Raw genomic sequence first — 17,736 nt, 5'->3', positions numbered from 1 at the left:
TAATCTCTCCTGTGGTGCTATCAGACGTGTTCCGGTAGATTTTTTAACAATAACTCCTAATCACCATCAAAAGAATCCTGATTAGGCTTATTTCTTGATTTCAATCAACTTTTTATAGAGTAAGTTTTGCTTGCTTTGTTAATCAGCAGTGCTCCGGGAAAATACCGAATTAATCTAGAATAACTAACTAGAAAACGAACCCAAAGCGTTCTGCAGCAAGCGCCTAGCTATGACATGCATTTTACCTAACCCATGCAGGGATAGACTTGAAAGATAGCCCAGTAAACCGGTGGTCATTGGAAGGGAAAAACAAATATTGTTGAAGGTATATTGGAAGCCTTACCGAACGTCTTTATACTCCGGCAGGTTTATCACAAGTAGGGTGCAGCATTAGCGCATCATGCAGGAACAAGCTTTTATTAAGTATCTACTCTGGTTTCCTTAATATTCTATTGCAAGTAAGTCTTATTAAATGTTTCACTCCTAACTCTACTCACATGAAAATTTTTACCAAACTATTAATCTTTTCTTTTTGCTGGCTAAGCTGGACCACCGTGGTACAGGCGCAAACCCAGATTAACTTAGGGAAAGCAACCAACTTGGTTGCTGTTTATAAAGCCAATGCCAGCTCTAAAGCAACAAATGCGGCCACCACCGGTAAAAAGATCCGGCAAACAGTACCCGGTCGGGTAGCATTGGTTTTAAGAATAAATCTGAGCAAAAAAGAAGGAACCACCGAGGAGTTCATCGGCAGCGTAGATGGTCATGAGAATGGTTCTTTCTTCATGCAGTTTGATGGCAATAACCTGTCTGGCTTTATTATATTAAAGGACCAGAAAAAAGCTTATCAATATTCTTCTGATGCCAAGGGCCAAGCTTATTTGCAAGAGGTGGATATAAATAAGGTAATCTGCGTAGAATATAAGAAAAGCAGTGGTATAAAAAGCCAGACTTCTAACCAGGTCGCTACTACCACCGCAGCGGCTGTACCTCTTCTGGAGAGTTACCCGGGAGCTAATGCGGTTATTTTGCTGGATTTTGATGGGCAATACGTAAGCGGAACTTCCTGGAACGGCAGAGGACCCATTAATGCGGCGCCTTCTAACTTAACTACTGCCCAGATGGTAGAAGTGTGGAATGTCATGAGCGAAGATTTTCGTCCGTACGCGCTCAATATCACCACGAACGAAGCGGTATTTAATAGTACGCCTAAAAACCTGCGTATGCGGGTTATATTTACACCTACTGATGCAGCTTACCCTGGTGTTGGTGGCGTTGCATATCTTGGATCATTAAACTGGAACGACGATACACCTTGCTGGGTGTTCATCAATGATAATGGAAAATTCGCTGGCGAGTGTGGTTCGCACGAAGTGGGACATACCTTAAAGTTAATGCATGATGGCAAAATGAATGTAGGGTACTATTCAGGCCAAGAGTACTATGAGGGCCAAGCAAACTGGGCTCCCATAATGGGCATTAGTTATACCAAGCGCCAGACACAGTGGAGCAAAGGCGAGTATCCATCTGCTAACAATACCGAAGACGACCTCGCTATTATGGCAACTAACGGGTTTGGTTTCCGGATTGATGAAGCTACCAGAAACCTGGCTAGAGATGCCTCCGGCAACATTATTGCGAGCTCCAACTATGGCGTAATATCTACCCGAGCAGATGAAGATATTTTCTCCTTTACTATTGCCGCTAGTACCGTAACCCTAAACGTAAAACCCAATAACTATCATCCTAATTTAGACATTAAACTCACGCTGAAAAATTCTGCTTCAACTATTCTGGCATCCTCTGATCCGGCTGATATGTCGGCTTCCATTACCACCGAATTAGGAGCTGGCACCTATTATCTTCATATAGATGGTGCTACCGGAGCAATGGGCGCCAACTCCGATTATGCTTCGCTAGGGGAATATTATGTTTCAGGCACTATAAAAGCAACTTATTGTATACCAACCTACACGGTTGGCTGCTCTCCTACCCCGGTTCTAGTCAATAATTTTAGTTTTAATACTTTGGTAAACAACAATTCCGGGTGTAGCACTGGTACTGTCAAAGGATACACGAATTATTTACCAACCGGTACCTTTACTACTTCGGTTAACCGGGGCCAAAGCTATCGGATGAACTTGCAAGCCGCCGGTAATCTCCAATATTTTGGTGTTTGGATCGATTACAATAATGACGGTGATTTTGCAGATGCGGGTGAATTTGTTTATGTCTCACCTACTCGTTCCATGACCCTGTTTTCTCCTACTATCACTATTCCGGCTACGGCAGCCTTGGGAAAAACCCGCATGCGGGTGCGCAGTAATTATGACGCGCCCCTCACTGGTAACCACTCCTGTAGTTCCATGATTTATGGGGAAGCAGAGGATTATACCATTACCATCGCGGCACCAGCTACTCTGGCGGCTCGTATCACTAACAACCAGCCTCAGGTGGAGGAATATAAGAAGCAAGGAACTATCTTCCGCAGCTATCCTAATCCTTTCACCAATAAATCAACTATTGAATTCGATTTCGATCAGGAGCAGGAGTATGAAGTTCGAATTTACAATGCGACGGGTTCGATCGTGAGAGCTTTACCAATAGGTCAGGCAAAAGCTAACACCTTGGTGCAAGTAGAGTGGGCTGACAAAAAGATTCCAACCGGGGTTTACCTGGTACAATTAAGGAGTAGAAAAGGCGTACAAACTCTGCGATTGATACGGGAATAAAACCAATTTCTTTTGGTTAAGAATAAGCCTCTTGCTCTCCAGAATAGGAGGCTTTTTTTGTCGATATATCTGAAAGAATCACATTCTAAATCGGTCTCCCAAAACGGTTGTGGCTGTTGCACAACGCTATTTTGAGCTGCGCCGATTTCCTTGTTCATACTTATTGCCGTTCGTATGGTGTTCTCTTAGTATAAAAACAGCTTAGTAAAAGCAAAAGAATAGTGGTTAAAAACAGATTCTTGCTCTTTTTGCAGCGCAATGGCTTGGCTTACCACTTGCACTGGCTGAAACTTCAGATATTTTTTTAAGTTAAAAGCACAAGCAGCCAGCAGCAGCACTTTGTGAGCCCCAGCTTTCCCGCGAACCCCTATTTTCCGGAGCCCATAGTGCTGAATCAAACTACCAAATACGGGTTCCACCGTGCTTTTGCGGATGCGCTTCATTTAGCTTACCTTTTGGGCTTTGTTGCCTCTCCAATGCTCGTCGATACTCCGGATCGTAAGCAGTACGGGTAATTTGCCGGCATTGGCTTTTGGGAACACACGTAGGTTTTAAAGGACATTGTTTACAGTCTTGGTAGGTAGCCCGGTAGATTTTTAGTAATCCTCCCTCGGCATTGGTGTCATAGGTCTTAAAGGCGAGTATCTTTCCGGTTGGACAGGTAAAATGGTCCGCTTCCTGGTCATAGGGAAAACCTTTTATTTCTGGTTTGTACTGACCAAATACGGGTATCCAGCCCGTTAGCTTTCTTTGCTCTAGGAAGGCGTAGTTGCTGCCATTAGAATAACCTCCATCTGCTAGCAGCTCCTCCAGACGTAATTCATGATCGAGCAACCGCCGCTGCAATTTCAAAGTTATAGTGGGCAGATATTGGCTGTCCCGGCCAACCGCATAGTCCGCCTGCACATGGCTGATAACGCCTTTGGCCGTATCCACCGCCAGGCTGCAATGATAATTAAGTTGTCTTGCTTTACCTGGTTTAACCGATATCCGGGCATCCGGATCGGTAGGACTGTAGTGCGTCGTATTACTGACCAGCCGGGCTTTCTCATGTTTGGCGCCTAAAGCACCGGAGCCTTCCTTCAAATAATTTTGGTGCTTTTCTAGTTTTCTCAATTGATGCGCGGGAGCCGAGAGAAATTGCTCTGACCTCCCGCTAGTATTTGGGCTTGTTACATTGATAGCTAACCCATTTTCTACCTCCATTTTAATAAGGGGTATTTTCAGTGATTCGGCTGTTTGCTTTAAAAGTAAGCTGTCCATCGAAGCGTTTGCTTTAATGGGTGCCGAGTCAATGGCCTGCCGGTCTCCCGCCACCATCCCTTTCTCGACACACAAGCGGAAAACTTGATTAAACAGCGATTCGAACAAGAACTCGGGGTAAAGTTGCCGAGTACGGCTAAGAGTAGAATGCCAAGGCAGTGGCTCGTCTATCTGGTAGCCCAGAAAATAGAGTAGGTCTAACCTTAAAGAACAGTGTTGGATCAACTTCCTGTCACTTATGATGTTCTCCAGATAGCCTATCAGGCTAAGCTTAAAGAAAACAACCGGGTCAATCGACTGCTGACCGCACCGACCATAATAGGGTTGGGTAAGCTCGTAGAGAAAATCCAGATTCAACTGCTGTTTCAAGCGGCGATAAAAGTTTTGTTCTGGTACGGGTGCCGGGAACGAAAAGAGCACTATCTTTTCCTCTTCCAAAACCTTCCTGCCCTGCATAAGCATAAAGAATTAGTATTACCCTTCTTTCAACGATTAACTCCTATCTGGTGGTTGTGCAACAGCCACGACCGTTTTACAAGATAATTTTGGTCAACTTATTTTAGGAATAGAAATCTATTTTGAACAAAAAACACCTTTCAATTGGGTTCAATATTTATAATAACGTCCTGAATGGTTGGAAAATAGATTAATAGCCGATTTTTCAACGCATGAGCTATCTGATGACCTTCTTCCACCGTTAATTTTCCATTCACAATCACATGCATATCCACGTAATGGTCCAAGCCCATCTTGCGAACATTGGTTTTATCTAATCCTAAAACCTTTTCTGTTTTAAGGGCCACTTCTCTTATTTGTGCTTTAAATTGTTCAAAAGGCGCCTCATCCATTAATTCCCGGATAGCAGCTTTGCCAATGATAAACCCATTATAATAAATAATTAAGGAAGCGAGGAGAGCCGCATAATCATCTGCATTCTCATATCCTTTACCCCCAATTAAAGCTATTGTAATACCAATAAAAGCTGCGGCAGAAGTAATCGCATCACTGCGGTGATGAAAGGCATCTGCTTCCATGGCCTTGCTCTCCACCGCTTCCCCTTGTTTTTTAATATACCGGGCAATCCATTCCTTCGCGATTACAACGGCAATTAGCACGATTAGGGTAAAGGGTTCGGGTATGGCGTGCGGCGTGCGTAAATTCTGAAAGCTTTTTGCCACAATGATGGTGGCGGCTACAATCAAACCTAATACCACAATGAGGGAAGTGATCGGCTCGGCTTTCCCATGACCATACGGATGATCTTGATCGGCCGGTTTAGAAGCTACTCGGAAACCCACTAACAACAGGGAAGAAGTAAATATATCGGTTAAAGACTCAATCGCATCCGCAATCAAGGCATAAGAATTACCAATAATTCCCGCTATACCCTTCACGATGACCAGCAGAAAACTTGTCCCTATTCCAATTAATGTCGTGCGCTGGGCCTTTTTCCCCTTAGCAATCTTGTGATCTTCCCGATCCATTTTGAACAATTAGTTTAATATTATTTTAAAGACACTAGCATTTATTCGCCCGCGTTAGCTTGAATTGTCAGCAAATTATGGGCACCCTGCAAGACTATTTTCTCCGAAGCTTTTATTTCTTCGGGTAATTTAATTTCCACTTTATTATGATTTTTTATTCCTATCTCTACCGGAATCTTTTTGAACTGATTTGTTTGCTCTTCCATAAAAATGTAGTCTTTCCCTTCCAGTTGTACCAGGGCTGTTTCCAGTAAAACTGAAACTTTTCGCTGGCCAGTTTGGATAGAGGCAGTTACGAACATACCAGGCAACAGTTTAGGATCTTTTTTAATAAGATGAGCGTGGCAAATACAACCTGAAGAAAAAGTAATAACATCGAAGCGTCGTAAGTACAAACTGGCCTTAACCCCTGGCTGTAAGCTGGTTAGTAAGGCTATTTATTTCTTTATTATTTTAAGGTTAAGTTTCGCAAACGCAAGGAGTTTACAATTACCGAAACCGAACTAACGCTCATAGCTGCGGCCGCAATTATGGGTGAAAGCAACAGGCCAAATGCCGGATATAGCACGCCCGCGGCGATGGGGATACCCAGTACATTATAAATAAAGGCAAAGAATAAGTTTTGTTTGATGTTGCGCATGACCGCGTGGCTAAGTTCTTTTGCTTTTACAATGCACTGCAAATCGCCTTTCAGCAAAGTAATAGCGGCACTTTCAATGGCTACATCGGTGCCCGTACCCATGGCTATGCCTATATCAGCCTGCGCCAGGGCGGGCGCATCGTTGATGCCATTACCATCCATGGCCACTACTTTTCCTTGTGCCTGCAGTTGCTTTATTTCGTTTAATTTATCGGCCGGTAAGACTTCGGCTTTAAAGCTGCTTAAGTGCAGTTCTTCTGCTACGGCTTTTGCCGTATTAGCATTATCGCCGGTGAGCATAATTACTTCTACGCCATTTTCCATCAAATATTTAATGGCTTGTTTACTCGTGGCTTTAATCGCATCGGTAATGGCAATATAACCTTTCACTTCTCCATCCACGGCTAAATAAGAAATGGTTTTACCGGCTGATTGTTCTTTAATAACTTCTGCTTCCATCTGCGGGGAAACCGTTGCCTGCACCAGCTCCATTAATTTTTTATTACCCAGGGCCGTCTTTTTCCCGTCTACCAAACCCATTACGCCTTTGCCGGTTACGGAAGAAAAATCATTTAAAGCAGCAAGTCCTATATTTTTTTCCTGAGCGGCTTTTACAACCGCTTCCGCCAGCGGATGTTCGCTGTGCTGATTAACCGAGGCGCTGAATCTTCATATTTCGGTATTATCGTTATTATTAAAGGCAATTACTTTTTCTACCGATGGTTTACCTTCGGTGATAGTGCCGGTTTTATCGGTTATCAGCACATCAATTTTATCCATATTTTACAGTGCTTCGGCATTTTTAATCAGTACGCCGCTTTGGGCGCCTTTACCTACGCCTACCATTACCGACATGGGGGTGGCCAGCCCTAAAGCACAAGGGCAGGCAATAATTAAAACCGCCAGGGCATTTACGAAGGCAAAAACATAAGCAGGGTCAGGACCCCAGATAGCCCATACCATAAAAGTGATTACTGCAACGCCAATAACAATCGGTACAAAAAATTTGGCTATTCTATCGGCCAGTTTTTGAATGGGCGCCCGGGAGCGGCTGGCAGTATTTACCATCTGTATTATCTGCGCAAGCAAGGTGTCCGCGCCTACTTTCTCGGCTTCCATGATAAAAGAGCGGGTGCCGTTAATGGTGCCGGAGCTAACTTTATCGCCTTCTTTTTTATTTACCGGAATGGGTTCGCCGGTTATCATCGCTTCATCAACGCTGCTGGAACCTGCTGTTATTCTTCCATCTACCGGAATTTTCTCTCCCGGCTTTACCCGCAGCAAATCGCCTTTTTTTATATCATTTATCGAGATACTTCTGTCTTCTCCGTTCACGACCAAAATCGCATCGGTTGGCGAAAGTTTTAAAAGCGCTTTTACCGCCCCGCTGGTTTGGCTATGGGCCCTGGCCTCTAATAATTGCCCCAGTAAAACCAGGGTAAGAATAACGGTTGCCGCTTCAAAATAAAGGTGCACGCTTCCGTCATGACCCTTGAACTGGGCGGGAAAAATGGAAGGAAATAATAAGGCTATGATACTAAATAGAAAGGCGGCGCCAGCGCCAATGCCAATCAGGGTAAACATATTCAAATTCCAGGTGCGAATGGAAACCCAGGCCCGCTGGAAGAACATCCAAGTGGCATAAAAGATGACCGGCAGGGAAAACAAAAACTGCAGCCAGTTAGAAACCGCCGGAGGTAATACATGAGAAAGCGGATTGCCCGGTATCATTTCTCCCATGGAGATAATAAAAATGGGAAGGGTAAACAGAACCGCAACTTTAAATTTCTGCAATAATTCTTTATAGGTGCCATTTTCTTCCTCGGTTGGGGTTATGGGTACTAAATCCATCCCGCAAATAGGGCAGGAACCGGGTCCATCCTGCACTATTTCCGGATGCATGGGGCAGGTGTATTGCGAGGTAACCTGCGGCAGTTCCGGAATTTTTTCCAGGTTCATGCCGCATACCGGACAGCTGCCTGGTTATCATACTCGCAGTGCATGGGGCAGTAATATTTGCCAGCACTGTTTGGGGCAGGCGATTTGACAGCCGTTGTTGCATGCTGGTGGCTAGCAGGTTTGTCTGCATGGTGCTCATGGGCGGGTGGCGTATGGCTATGTACTTAATGAGGTTGGTGATGATGCCCATCATGTGATGGAGGAAGGGTCATTTGGATGGTATAATTTCCCGCAGCGGATAAGGCGTCCTGCAATTCTTCGGTGGGCACATGTTTTTCCATGGTGATGGTTGCCTCCATGGGATTTAAGGTAACCGTAGCCTGAACGCCTTCTATGGTATTGAGTGCATTTTCAACTTTCGTCCGACAACCATCGCAGGTCATGCCGTTTATTTTATAGGTATGAGTCATTTCTGAAAGCTTTAGTTATACAAATTAAGGCTAATTATCTCTGGCATTTATTACATAACTTTGGAATGATGTTATAACATTCCTGCTTCATCATACGCTCCTTTTTCCATTATAAGCTTCCCCAGCTAAAAATTATTGCCAGATATTATAAGAGTTCTCTTTTTTAGCAATCGCTGATAAAGAAACATGAATCATCCCAAACTTTAAATCGGGGATAAAAGCTAAAACCTCCCGTTAAAGTGAATAGCGATATCAATTTTAACGGGAGGTTCTTATATTATACAGCACTAATAACGGCACAACTATAACAAAGGGAGCCATAGGCACTATTTTTACATCTCGGCGGCAAGCATTTCTTTCGCCCTGGATAGTTGATGTTGGAAACTTCCAGAAAACCAGTAGTTACCTGTAAAGAAGCTGTAATTATTCTAATCCACCAACGTTACGTGAAAATCACTTAAGTTAGCCCGGTGCTTTGCCAGATTTATTCCGGCAAAGCCACCACGAATAATTACAACTTCTTTTTACATAATATTATATATTAAGGGTTTATATAATCCTGAATATTACTTCAATCTCCACAAGGCGCCGTTTTTGGAATTATATTTGTCTAATTTTCCCTGATAAGTGAGCTCACTCAAAAGGCGCTCTGCTGCTTCTTCCTGGCTGCCGGTTAACACCGCAAACTCTTTTAAAGTTAGCGTAGGGTAATGCGAAAAAATCTTTTCGTAAGCGGTATCGACCGGCTGTTTAACCGCTTCCGGGTACAGTTTCAGCAAGGCCTGTTCGTAATTTTCGTACGGTTTGGAGCCATATACCTTAAACCGGTTATCGTCCGCATCGGTGAAAAACAAAGTTGGGAATCCCCGGACACCTAATTCTCTGGCTAGTTCCAGGTCTTTTTCAAATAATTGCACCGCCTGGCCTTCAAAGTCTGCTTTGAATGTTTGAACATCCAAGCCGGTTTCCAGGGCTGCTTGCTGCAGGTGTTCCCACCGGGTAATGTTCTTCTTTTCTAAAAAGATCATCTCCTTTATTCTTCTTAAAAAGTTTAGTCCTTTTTCGTGCCCCTGCAATTGAGCCGCTTTAAAGGCAATGGACGGCGGATAAGAGGAAGGCAGCGGATCTTCGAGCCACAAATCACCATCAATCGGCATGCCATAATAAGCGCTGGCTTCGTCCCAATGCGATGCCACATCTGTTGGGTTGCTTACATCGCTGCCACCATACACGTCCCATCCTTTCAGCAAGCCACCCATTTTATAGTCTATATCGAAATAGTTTCCGTATTCCAGTTTTAGTTTGCGTAGTTGCGGTTCTATACCCCAGCAAGAGGAACAGATGGGATCGGTAAAATAAAGAATTTGTACTGGCTTTTTGTCGGCCGGAATATTTTCCCCGGCTAAAGCGGTTGCTGGTACTTCACAAATGCCGGTTTCCGGATCGCACAATAACGGATTGGTTTTTTCTATTATTTTCATCTTTTTAATATTTATTTTATGCAATATTCTTTTTCTAAAAGTAGAAAGAATATTAATTGTGGTTGGCTAAGGACGTTTATCTTTAGCATTATGTACTCATACTTAAAGCCGGCTTTAAGGACTGGCGCTGCCAGGAATTATCAACGGAATATCTGCCACTACCTGCAAAAAACAACACCACATAAACCAACAGGTATTGCAGGGCCGGTTCTTTTTTCATAAACGGATCGGCTGCGTGTATATAAAAGGCTGCTACCAGCATTGTAATTATTAGCGGAATTACGGCTAGCCGGGTGCCCAAGCCCACGAGCACCAACAGGGAACAAACTACTTCGGCAAAAATAGCCAGACCCAGGGATAATTGCGGGCTTAAACCATACACACCGGCAAATTGAACCGGCTCTCCTGAAAAAAGCATAGCCAATTTGGGCAAGCCATGCGTGAGCATTAAGGCCGCTACGGCTATTCTGGCTATTAATAAGGCCACATCTGTGGCATGGGCAGCCGGATAGACCGTTAATAATTTATCTTTCATTTCAAATTTTCTTTATTTGTTTTACTCCTAGAATGAGGTAAGTTTCATGATTGAAACTTTTTAAAGGTGATGAAATCAGCATTGGGAATCGTTAATGTTCTGGATTTCATTTCAGAACTAAATCGATGCTGCGAGTATCTATTAAACAAAGCCATACGCATTGGACTGCCCGCCATCTACGGCAATGGTTTGCCCGTTAACGTAGGAACTATCTTCACTTAACAAAAAGATGACGACCCTGGCCACTTCTTCCGGAAGTCCCAGCCGCTTGGTGGGGTTAAATTGGGCGTATTCCGATTCCGCTTTTTTGGGGTCATCCGGGTTTACCTGCCGGAAAGCTTCTGCCACCATCGGGGTTAATATAGCGCCGGGGGCAATGGCATTGGTAATAATTCCGTGTTTGCCGTATTCCAGGGCAGCATTTTTGGTCATGCCCGAAACAGCGTGTTTACTGGCTACATAAGGCGTTTGATTCATTACGCCCCGGATGCCGCCGACGGAGGCCACGTTCACAATACGTCCGTATTGCTGTTGTTGCATGATGGGAATGATGTACCGCATACCATAAAACACCCCCATCAGGTTAATGTCAATTACCTTCCGGAATACTTCTAAATCGTAATCCGCCATCAGGGCCTGCTTACCTTCAATGCCGGCGTTGTTGTAGAATCCATCTATGCGGCCGAACGCCTTTACCGTCTCGTCTACATACTTTTTCACTTCCGCTTCTTTAGATACATCGGCCGCTATGGTTATAACTTTTGCTTCCGGGTATTCTTCTGAAAGGCCTTGTTTTGCCTCGTTCAATGCTTTTTCATTGTAGTCTACCAAGGAAAGCAGGGCGCCGTTCTTTGCTGCTTCCTTCGCGGCGGCCAGTCCCAGCCCCATACCGGCGCCGGTAATTACAATAACCTTGTTTTCTAATTTTTTCATAGCTGTAAATTTTATGAGTTGAATGAATATTTTTAATAAAAGACCTTACAAACGAAGTATTCGAGGAGCAAAACCCAGCGGGGTCTTAAAGACCTGCCGGGTTTGTAAATCTATTACCACATCGTATATTATTTTATTGAATATCAATATTTTACTTAATGCGGTAACGTTCCATTATCTACTTAAATACTCGTTTATTGTTTAATAAATTGTTTAGGTAAATAAACTGCTTCTATTTTTGGCCGAACTCACCATCAGCTTTTATTTCTACCTCATCACTAATCATGGGTGCCGGAAAATCCTTGCCGAGGCCAAAATCAGAGCGTTTTATGGTGCCGGTAATTTGGATACCGGCTACGGGAGCGCCTTTGGCGTTAGGGTTGGCCGTGGTGCCCCGGTAGCGCATATCAACGGTTACCGGTTTGGTGATGCCGCGTAAAGTCAGATTTCCGGTGAGTTTGTACTTATTCTCTCCTGCTTTCCTGATAGAAGTACTTTTAAAGGTCATGGCGGGGAATTTTTCCACATCAAAGAAGTCAGCACTTTTCAGGTGTTTGTCGCGGGGTTCTACGCGGGTATTTATGGAAGCCGTCTGGGCTGTCATTTCCACCACGGCATCGCTAAAGTCTTGATTAGAAGCCGTTATGGTAACATCGTACGCATCAAAATGCCCCGGCACATCGGCAATACCCAGGTGCGTTACAGTAAATCCTAACCTGGAGTGGTTAGGGTCGGCTTTCCAGGCACTTTGGGCAGATACTCCCAGCGATAGTACCAGGAAAGATAATATAAATGATAACTTTTTCATGATAGTATATTTTATAGGATTAATTAATGGTGCAGGATTTTCCAACCGGCTAACCAATTGTAATTGTTTTTCAGGTTTAATTGAATTAGCAGCAGTTGCATTCTTTCGAGTGTACCGCTTACCAGTAACTTGCCGGCCACAACAGGATTAAAACCGGCGGTTTTCACCAATTCCGACACTGTTTGCAGGGCCTCGTCCTCATTGCCCGCGATAAATGCATCCACTTGTTTGCCATCAATTACCGGGGTGTAAAAATCGGCCGCGAACGTGGTGTTAAAAGCTTTCACCACTTTTGAATGCGGCAACAGCTTTTGCAATTCCTCTGCCGCGCTGGTATCGGGTGCCGTTACCAGGCCATCGTAGGTCTCGTTCAGGGGGTTGGCAATGCTGATGACAATTTTCTGGTTGGCTACTTCTTTAATTTTTTGAGCCACCTCTTTTTCGGCCGCGTAAGGAACGGCCGCAATAATAATATCGGCCTCCCAACTGGCGTTCACCGAGCAGTCAAGCGCTTCTACCTCGGCGTTAGGATTACGATGAGTAATTTCCTGTACCAGTGCCTGCACTTTTTCTTGCTGATTCGCGCACAGGAGTAACCTATAATTACCTTTGGCCAGGCTTTTAGAAATAGCCAAACCCATACTGCCAGTGGCGCCGATAATAGCTATGGTTTGTTTCGTTTGCATATCGTATATAAATTTGAAAATGCAAAGTTACCACCAGGAAGGGCCTCGCTCCATTGCGTTCAGGCAAGAAAAAGCATTGACAAAAGTCAACGCTTTAAAATAAATGAGGGAAATTTAATTGCCGGCCATTCTTCTTCTGACCCGGCTTAGGGTTTCGGGGGTAAGTCCCATATAAGAAGCAATCATGTGCTGCGGCACCCGCTGCACAATGTCCGGGTAAAGGGCGGTAAAGCCAGCATACCGTTCTTCTAAAGGCAAGCTGATTATGGAGGTCAACCTTCGTTGCATGGCAATATAGGCGCCGGTGAGTTGGAGGCGGGTGTAGGTTTCGTATTTGGGTAATAATTTCAACAGTTCTTCGTGGGCCGGTTTGCTGATTAATACCAGTTCGGCATTTTCCAGCGCTTCAATGTTATAGGTAGCGGGTTCGCCGGTTAAAAAGCTGTACAGGTCCGCAATGAGCCAACCCTCCAGCGCAAACTGAATAATGTGTTCTTCATCTTTATCGTTAATCGAAAAAGACCGTAAGGCTCCTTTCTCTACAAAGGCTATAAATTTGCAAACATCACCTCCCTGTAAGAGGTATTGCTTTTTGCGCAGCTTTTTAGGGGTCAGGTAGTTTTTTATAAGCTCCTGCTCTTCCGGGGTAAGCGGAACGATTTCGTTAAATTTCTGGAAGAAAAGCTCATACAAGACCATTCAGTTTCGTATTTGCATTTTTTCCATCATTTCATCCGTAACCGGTTCGCTGTAAATGCCATAAGCATTCACCAGCACCCCTTTTAATCCGTGGCGGTCAGAAGAAATGGCGTAAAGTATCGCCGCATCCGAAGGATTGCTTTCTCCTTCAAACCGATAAAAGCTATCTACCTTAAAGTCATCTGCAAATACTTTAAACTGGCCGTTGCGGCACTCCAAGCAGTTTTGACGCAGATTAAAATCTTCGGTATAGCCCTGCTTGCGCAGGTCATTCATGGTTTCGGAAAGGGTGACGTATGGTTCCATCGTTTTGATTTTAAGACTGCTTTATGACCTGTTTGGGGTTAATATACGAAATTTATTATAATCTCTTTTTAAGGTTGGTGCATTAATGTCATGTCGTTGCCGGCGCTCCCTTTATCATCGGCAAAAAATAAATGATGTGTCTTTATATCATCCTGATAAGCCCTTTTTAACTAAACGCATTTCTAGCACATAGGTAAAAAATAGGTAGTTATTTTCCGTATTACTGGTAATGGCGATAACTTGGTGTATTCCTTTTAACTGGCTCATTTATATTTCTTCCGCTTTGGTATTTAAAATAAATAAAAAGGATAGCGTATCGGGGTCGTAAAAATTTACCATCTTCCTTATGCCGTAATCGGTTTTTTTACATGAACTTTTACCCAATTCTCGAAAGCAGTCATGAAAGTTTGCAGAAACTCGCGGGTAGATTCATTGGTAAGGTTGCCACTTTCGTCGAATAAATTTTGGGCATTTCCGATATAGGCTTCTGGCTGCGGCATAGTCGGCACATTTACAAAGACCAGCGATTGGCGTAAATGATGATTGGCGCCAAACCCTCCTAATGAACTTATGGAAACACTAACAACACCACCCGGCTTTCCATCCCAGCAATTTTGTCCATAAGGACGGGAGCCTACATCGATGGCGTTTTTTAATACCCCTGGTACGGAACGGTTATACTCCGGCGTTAAAAAAAGAAGACCGTCAAAACTTCTGAGTTGCTCCCGGAACCGGTTGTATTGCTCCGGCGATGCCCCATCATATTCTTCATTGTAAAGGGGCAGATCTCCGATAGGCAACAGCTCAAAGGATAAAGTTTCGGGGGCCATCCCTATCAATGCTTTTGCGGTTTTAAGATTATAGGATTCTTTCCGAAGGCTGCCTACGATTACAGCTATTTTGTATGCATTCATAATAGTAATGATTTAGGTTGAGAATGAATATTTAGTAGTGATTGGTTGTGCTGAATTGAAACAAAAGCCACGCTTTTAATAACTTTATAAAAACAATATTATATAGGTTCTAAATGCTTAAATATCCGTATTGTAGTAAGCCTAAAAGCCTGTTTAGCAAAACAAGGAATTAAGCTGTAATCAGTTAATAGTTGGATGAAGCAAGGAATAGGGAATTATTAGGAAAAGAATTAAAAGCGCTTTGAATGAGCAAATAGGTAGCCATTTTAAATCCTAGCTAAAATTAACTTAAAGTGGATTTTAGGTTATACTACCTGGTAAGCCTGATGGTTTATGACTAAAGAAAATTATTTTTTCCCTATAATTTCTAATAATTCAAAAAACAAAAACTTTGCTTCATTCCAGCCTTATTTTTCATAACTTCATACGGTCTATTTTACACCATAGTTGTAAGTTATGATCTAAATTACAGGTACATTTTATTCATGCGCTGCCGACGCATTTTCATTAATTCAATGACAGGGTCTTGGGAAAGCCGGAGATAAAAGCGCTTTAATGGAATCAGTCAACGATATTCTCATCACTCTGTTTGATTTAAAACGTACCTGCCATGGCAGCGTGAAGAATGCGTATGACTATCTTCTAGCGGCTTTAACGGCTTATTGCTTTTACGACCACAAACCCGCTGTCTTCTTTCCTAACTCAATCCAAATAACTTGCGCTTAATCCATTACTCACGTTAAAATATCTTAGTTGCTTTGACTCGTCCTCAATTAGATTGACTAAAAAAATAAACACTTTTAGTCAACAACACCGTTTAATTCGTAAGTTTATATAAACAATTAAACTTCAAATATTTATGAAAATTCAAGCAGCAATTTCACACAGTAAGGGCGAGCCTTTACAAATTGAAGAAGTAGAACTAACTGCACTCGCTGCAGACGAAGTATTGATAAAAATTGTTGCTACAGGAGTGTGCCATACGGATGCAGAATCCATGAATGGAAGAGGCGTGCCTTTCCCAGCGGTACTTGGTCATGAAGGAGCGGGAATTATTGAAAAAGTGGGTGCCGGGGTGACTAATCTGCAGCCGGGAGATCATGTTGTGCTTTCGTTTTCATACTGTGGCGAGTGTTCACAGTGCTTGAGCGGCCATCAAAATCTATGTGAAGGGTCGGTAGAACTAAACTTTGGCGGTAAGTCAAAGGATGGCAAAAACCGTATTCACCAGCACAATCATCCGCTTTCTACTTTCTTTGGGCAGTCTTCGTTTGCAACCTATTCTATTGCTAATAAAAATAACGTAGTGAAAGTAGACAAGGACGTTGATCTAGCGCTGTTAGGGCCTCTAGGCTGCGGTATCCAAACCGGCAGCGGTACTGTCATGAATATTTTACATCCTGAACCAGGTACATCACTTGCCATATATGGAGGAGGTGCCGTTGGCTTGAGTGCCGTGATGGCGGCTAAAATCATGGGGTTAAAAGATATTATAGTAGTAGATCTTCATAAAAATCGTTTGGACCTTGCCATGGAACTCGGTGCCACCCATGTATTGAATGGCAAAGAAGTAGATGTAGTAGAAGAAATTAAAACAATCACGAATGGTGGTGTTCATTATGCTATTGAAACCACTGGTGCCTCTCCTGTGATTTTACAATCCATCCATGCTTTGCGTGTAGCAGGTAAGGTGGCCATTGTCGGTATGGGTGGGGATGTCATGTTAAACTTTACAAATGACATATTGATGGAAGGAAAGAAGATTGTGGGTGCTGTTGAGGGAGATTCCATTCCTCAATTATTCATTCCCAAATTAATTCAATATTATAAAGAAGGGAAATTTCCTTTTGATAAATTGATAAAATTCTACGACTTTGAAGATATCAATACGGCATTCGAAGAATCCAAAAGCGGTGCAACACTTAAGCCTGTTTTGAGAATAGGCAAGTAGTCAATTGGATTAAATATTATTACGAAAAATAAAGAATGTACCAATCAACCCAATCTATCTCCTTTGCCTTTGATGAAAGAGGTACGGAATGAAGCCGGAGCCTTAGCTCAAAATATCTGGGCTCCTGAGTGGTTTTTTGATGTTACTACTCAAGAACACGTCTTAATCTGGTCTTCTTCTTTTCAAGACGCGAGCTGGAAAGAAAGTCGGTTATGGTCCTGTAGAACCAAGGATTGGAAAACATTTACTCCGGCTAAAGTATTTTTTGCGCCGCCCTATTCTGTCATAGATGGAACAGTATTTAAAGATAAAGAAACGTAGTACCTCTACCATAAAGAAGAGGAATTTGGAGTTAAAACCGGAGAAAGGCGTTCTATTCGCGTGGCTACTTCTCAGAACTTGAATGTACCTTACCGCATCATAGAAGGATCGTTAAACAAAGGTCAAATTGTGCCGGTCATCATCGAGGGACCTACCGTCATGAAAGATCTTGTTAAGCTCGGGTGGTTATTGCTTTATAATTATTGTATGACCAACCGATTTGGAGCTTCTTACTCGCCTAATTTAATCCACTGGAAAGTGGAAGAAGATGTAAGTTACCCCTCCGAGGCGCGGCACGCTTGCGTTTCGCCATTAACACCAGAGGAAGCAAAGACTTTAATAGAAAATTATTCCAGTAAAAAGTAAAATATCCTAAGCACAACCACTATTACGCACACCATTGTTAAATTGCCCTATTGAACATAAAAGTAGTTATAAGGCTAGTCATTTAACGGTATTCCCCACCACTTGTGGCGACACAAATTAAATAAGATACCCGCTTTGCGGCAGGGAGTTTCATTTTAAATATCCTAAGAGGATAATAATACTATATATTATTAACTAGGTGAAATTCTTCAAATTAAAAAGGTTAAGCAGACGCTTGAACTAGGTTG

At 43.1% G+C, this 17,736-nt stretch carries 18 protein-coding genes and 1 pseudogene; 5 read left to right on the top strand and 14 right to left on the bottom strand.

Features of this window, described 5'->3' with window-relative positions:
• Nucleotides 1–497: 497 nt before the first annotated feature.
• The gene (locus HUW48_RS08990; RefSeq protein ID WP_182415353.1) at nt 498–2,732 is read left to right on the top strand and encodes a GEVED domain-containing protein; all 2,235 of its coding nucleotides are present in this window, start codon (nt 498–500) and stop codon (nt 2,730–2,732) included.
• Nucleotides 2,733–2,917: 185 nt separating this feature from the next.
• Here HUW48_RS08990 and HUW48_RS08985 read toward each other — a convergent pair.
• The 14 genes and pseudogenes from HUW48_RS08985 to HUW48_RS08925 form a co-directional block, all read right to left on the bottom strand.
• Nucleotides 2,918–4,451: pseudogene (locus HUW48_RS08985) on the bottom strand (IS1182 family transposase).
• A gap of 140 nt (nt 4,452–4,591) precedes the next feature.
• The gene (locus HUW48_RS08980) at nt 4,592–5,479 is read right to left on the bottom strand and encodes a cation diffusion facilitator family transporter (protein WP_182415352.1); all 888 of its coding nucleotides are present in this window, start codon (nt 5,477–5,479) and stop codon (nt 4,592–4,594) included.
• Between the two features lie 41 nt (nt 5,480–5,520).
• Nucleotides 5,521–5,874, bottom strand: a complete 354-nt coding sequence (locus HUW48_RS08975) for an efflux RND transporter periplasmic adaptor subunit (protein WP_182415351.1) — start codon at nt 5,872–5,874, stop codon at nt 5,521–5,523.
• A 53-nt stretch (nt 5,875–5,927) separates the two neighbouring features.
• The gene (locus HUW48_RS26765; protein WP_246343880.1) at nt 5,928–6,710 is read right to left on the bottom strand and encodes an HAD-IC family P-type ATPase; all 783 of its coding nucleotides are present in this window, start codon (nt 6,708–6,710) and stop codon (nt 5,928–5,930) included.
• Nucleotides 6,711–6,902: 192 nt separating this feature from the next.
• Nucleotides 6,903–8,078: an HAD-IC family P-type ATPase gene (locus tag HUW48_RS26760; protein ID WP_220464003.1), complete on the bottom strand. Its 1,176-nt coding sequence runs from the start codon at nt 8,076–8,078 to the stop codon at nt 6,903–6,905.
• Nucleotides 8,079–8,242: 164 nt separating this feature from the next.
• Entirely contained in the window at nt 8,243–8,488 is a 246-nt protein-coding gene (locus HUW48_RS26755; protein ID WP_220464002.1) for a heavy-metal-associated domain-containing protein, read from the bottom strand.
• 566 nt (nt 8,489–9,054) lie between these two features.
• A complete protein-coding gene (locus HUW48_RS08965; RefSeq protein ID WP_182415350.1) occupies nt 9,055–9,969 on the bottom strand; it encodes a ClpXP adapter SpxH family protein in 915 nt (304 codons plus the stop codon).
• 88 nt (nt 9,970–10,057) lie between these two features.
• The gene (locus tag HUW48_RS08960; protein ID WP_182415349.1) at nt 10,058–10,504 is read right to left on the bottom strand and encodes a DoxX family protein; all 447 of its coding nucleotides are present in this window, start codon (nt 10,502–10,504) and stop codon (nt 10,058–10,060) included.
• A gap of 141 nt (nt 10,505–10,645) precedes the next feature.
• The gene (locus tag HUW48_RS08955; RefSeq protein ID WP_182415348.1) at nt 10,646–11,437 is read right to left on the bottom strand and encodes a glucose 1-dehydrogenase; all 792 of its coding nucleotides are present in this window, start codon (nt 11,435–11,437) and stop codon (nt 10,646–10,648) included.
• A 232-nt stretch (nt 11,438–11,669) separates the two neighbouring features.
• Nucleotides 11,670–12,245, bottom strand: a complete 576-nt coding sequence (locus HUW48_RS08950) for a YceI family protein (RefSeq protein ID WP_182415347.1) — start codon at nt 12,243–12,245, stop codon at nt 11,670–11,672.
• A 23-nt stretch (nt 12,246–12,268) separates the two neighbouring features.
• Nucleotides 12,269–12,931: an NADPH-dependent F420 reductase gene (locus tag HUW48_RS08945; RefSeq protein ID WP_182415346.1), complete on the bottom strand. Its 663-nt coding sequence runs from the start codon at nt 12,929–12,931 to the stop codon at nt 12,269–12,271.
• 114 nt (nt 12,932–13,045) lie between these two features.
• Nucleotides 13,046–13,630 carry a Crp/Fnr family transcriptional regulator gene (locus tag HUW48_RS08940; protein ID WP_246343798.1) on the bottom strand — a complete coding sequence of 195 codons (585 nt, stop codon included), beginning with the start codon at nt 13,628–13,630 and terminating at the stop codon, nt 13,046–13,048.
• Nucleotides 13,631–13,936, bottom strand: a complete 306-nt coding sequence (locus tag HUW48_RS08935) for a phosphoribosylpyrophosphate synthetase (RefSeq protein WP_182415344.1) — start codon at nt 13,934–13,936, stop codon at nt 13,631–13,633.
• A 344-nt stretch (nt 13,937–14,280) separates the two neighbouring features.
• Nucleotides 14,281–14,850, bottom strand: a complete 570-nt coding sequence (locus HUW48_RS08925) for an NADPH-dependent FMN reductase (RefSeq protein WP_317173781.1) — start codon at nt 14,848–14,850, stop codon at nt 14,281–14,283.
• Between the two features lie 555 nt (nt 14,851–15,405).
• Here HUW48_RS08925 and HUW48_RS08920 point away from each other — a divergent pair.
• The 4 genes from HUW48_RS08920 to HUW48_RS08905 all read left to right on the top strand — a co-directional run bounded on the left by HUW48_RS08920 (nt 15,406) and on the right by HUW48_RS08905 (nt 17,488).
• Entirely contained in the window at nt 15,406–15,576 is a 171-nt protein-coding gene (locus tag HUW48_RS08920) for a hypothetical protein (RefSeq protein WP_182415343.1), read from the top strand.
• Nucleotides 15,577–15,709: 133 nt separating this feature from the next.
• The gene (locus HUW48_RS08915) at nt 15,710–16,801 is read left to right on the top strand and encodes an NAD(P)-dependent alcohol dehydrogenase (protein WP_182415342.1); all 1,092 of its coding nucleotides are present in this window, start codon (nt 15,710–15,712) and stop codon (nt 16,799–16,801) included.
• 72 nt (nt 16,802–16,873) lie between these two features.
• Nucleotides 16,874–17,122 (top strand): glycoside hydrolase family protein, encoded by a 249-nt coding sequence (locus tag HUW48_RS08910; protein ID WP_182415341.1) that lies wholly within the window; start codon nt 16,874–16,876, stop codon nt 17,120–17,122.
• A 60-nt stretch (nt 17,123–17,182) separates the two neighbouring features.
• On the top strand, nt 17,183–17,488 hold the full coding sequence (locus HUW48_RS08905) for a glycoside hydrolase family protein (protein WP_182415340.1): 306 nt from the start codon (nt 17,183–17,185) through the stop codon (nt 17,486–17,488).
• The last annotated feature ends 248 nt before the right edge of the window (nt 17,489–17,736 follow it).

It is taken from the genome of Adhaeribacter radiodurans (genome assembly GCF_014075995.1).
Lineage (GTDB): Bacteria > Bacteroidota > Bacteroidia > Cytophagales > Hymenobacteraceae > Adhaeribacter > Adhaeribacter radiodurans.
This window is presented reverse-complemented; position numbering and strand designations above follow the sequence as displayed.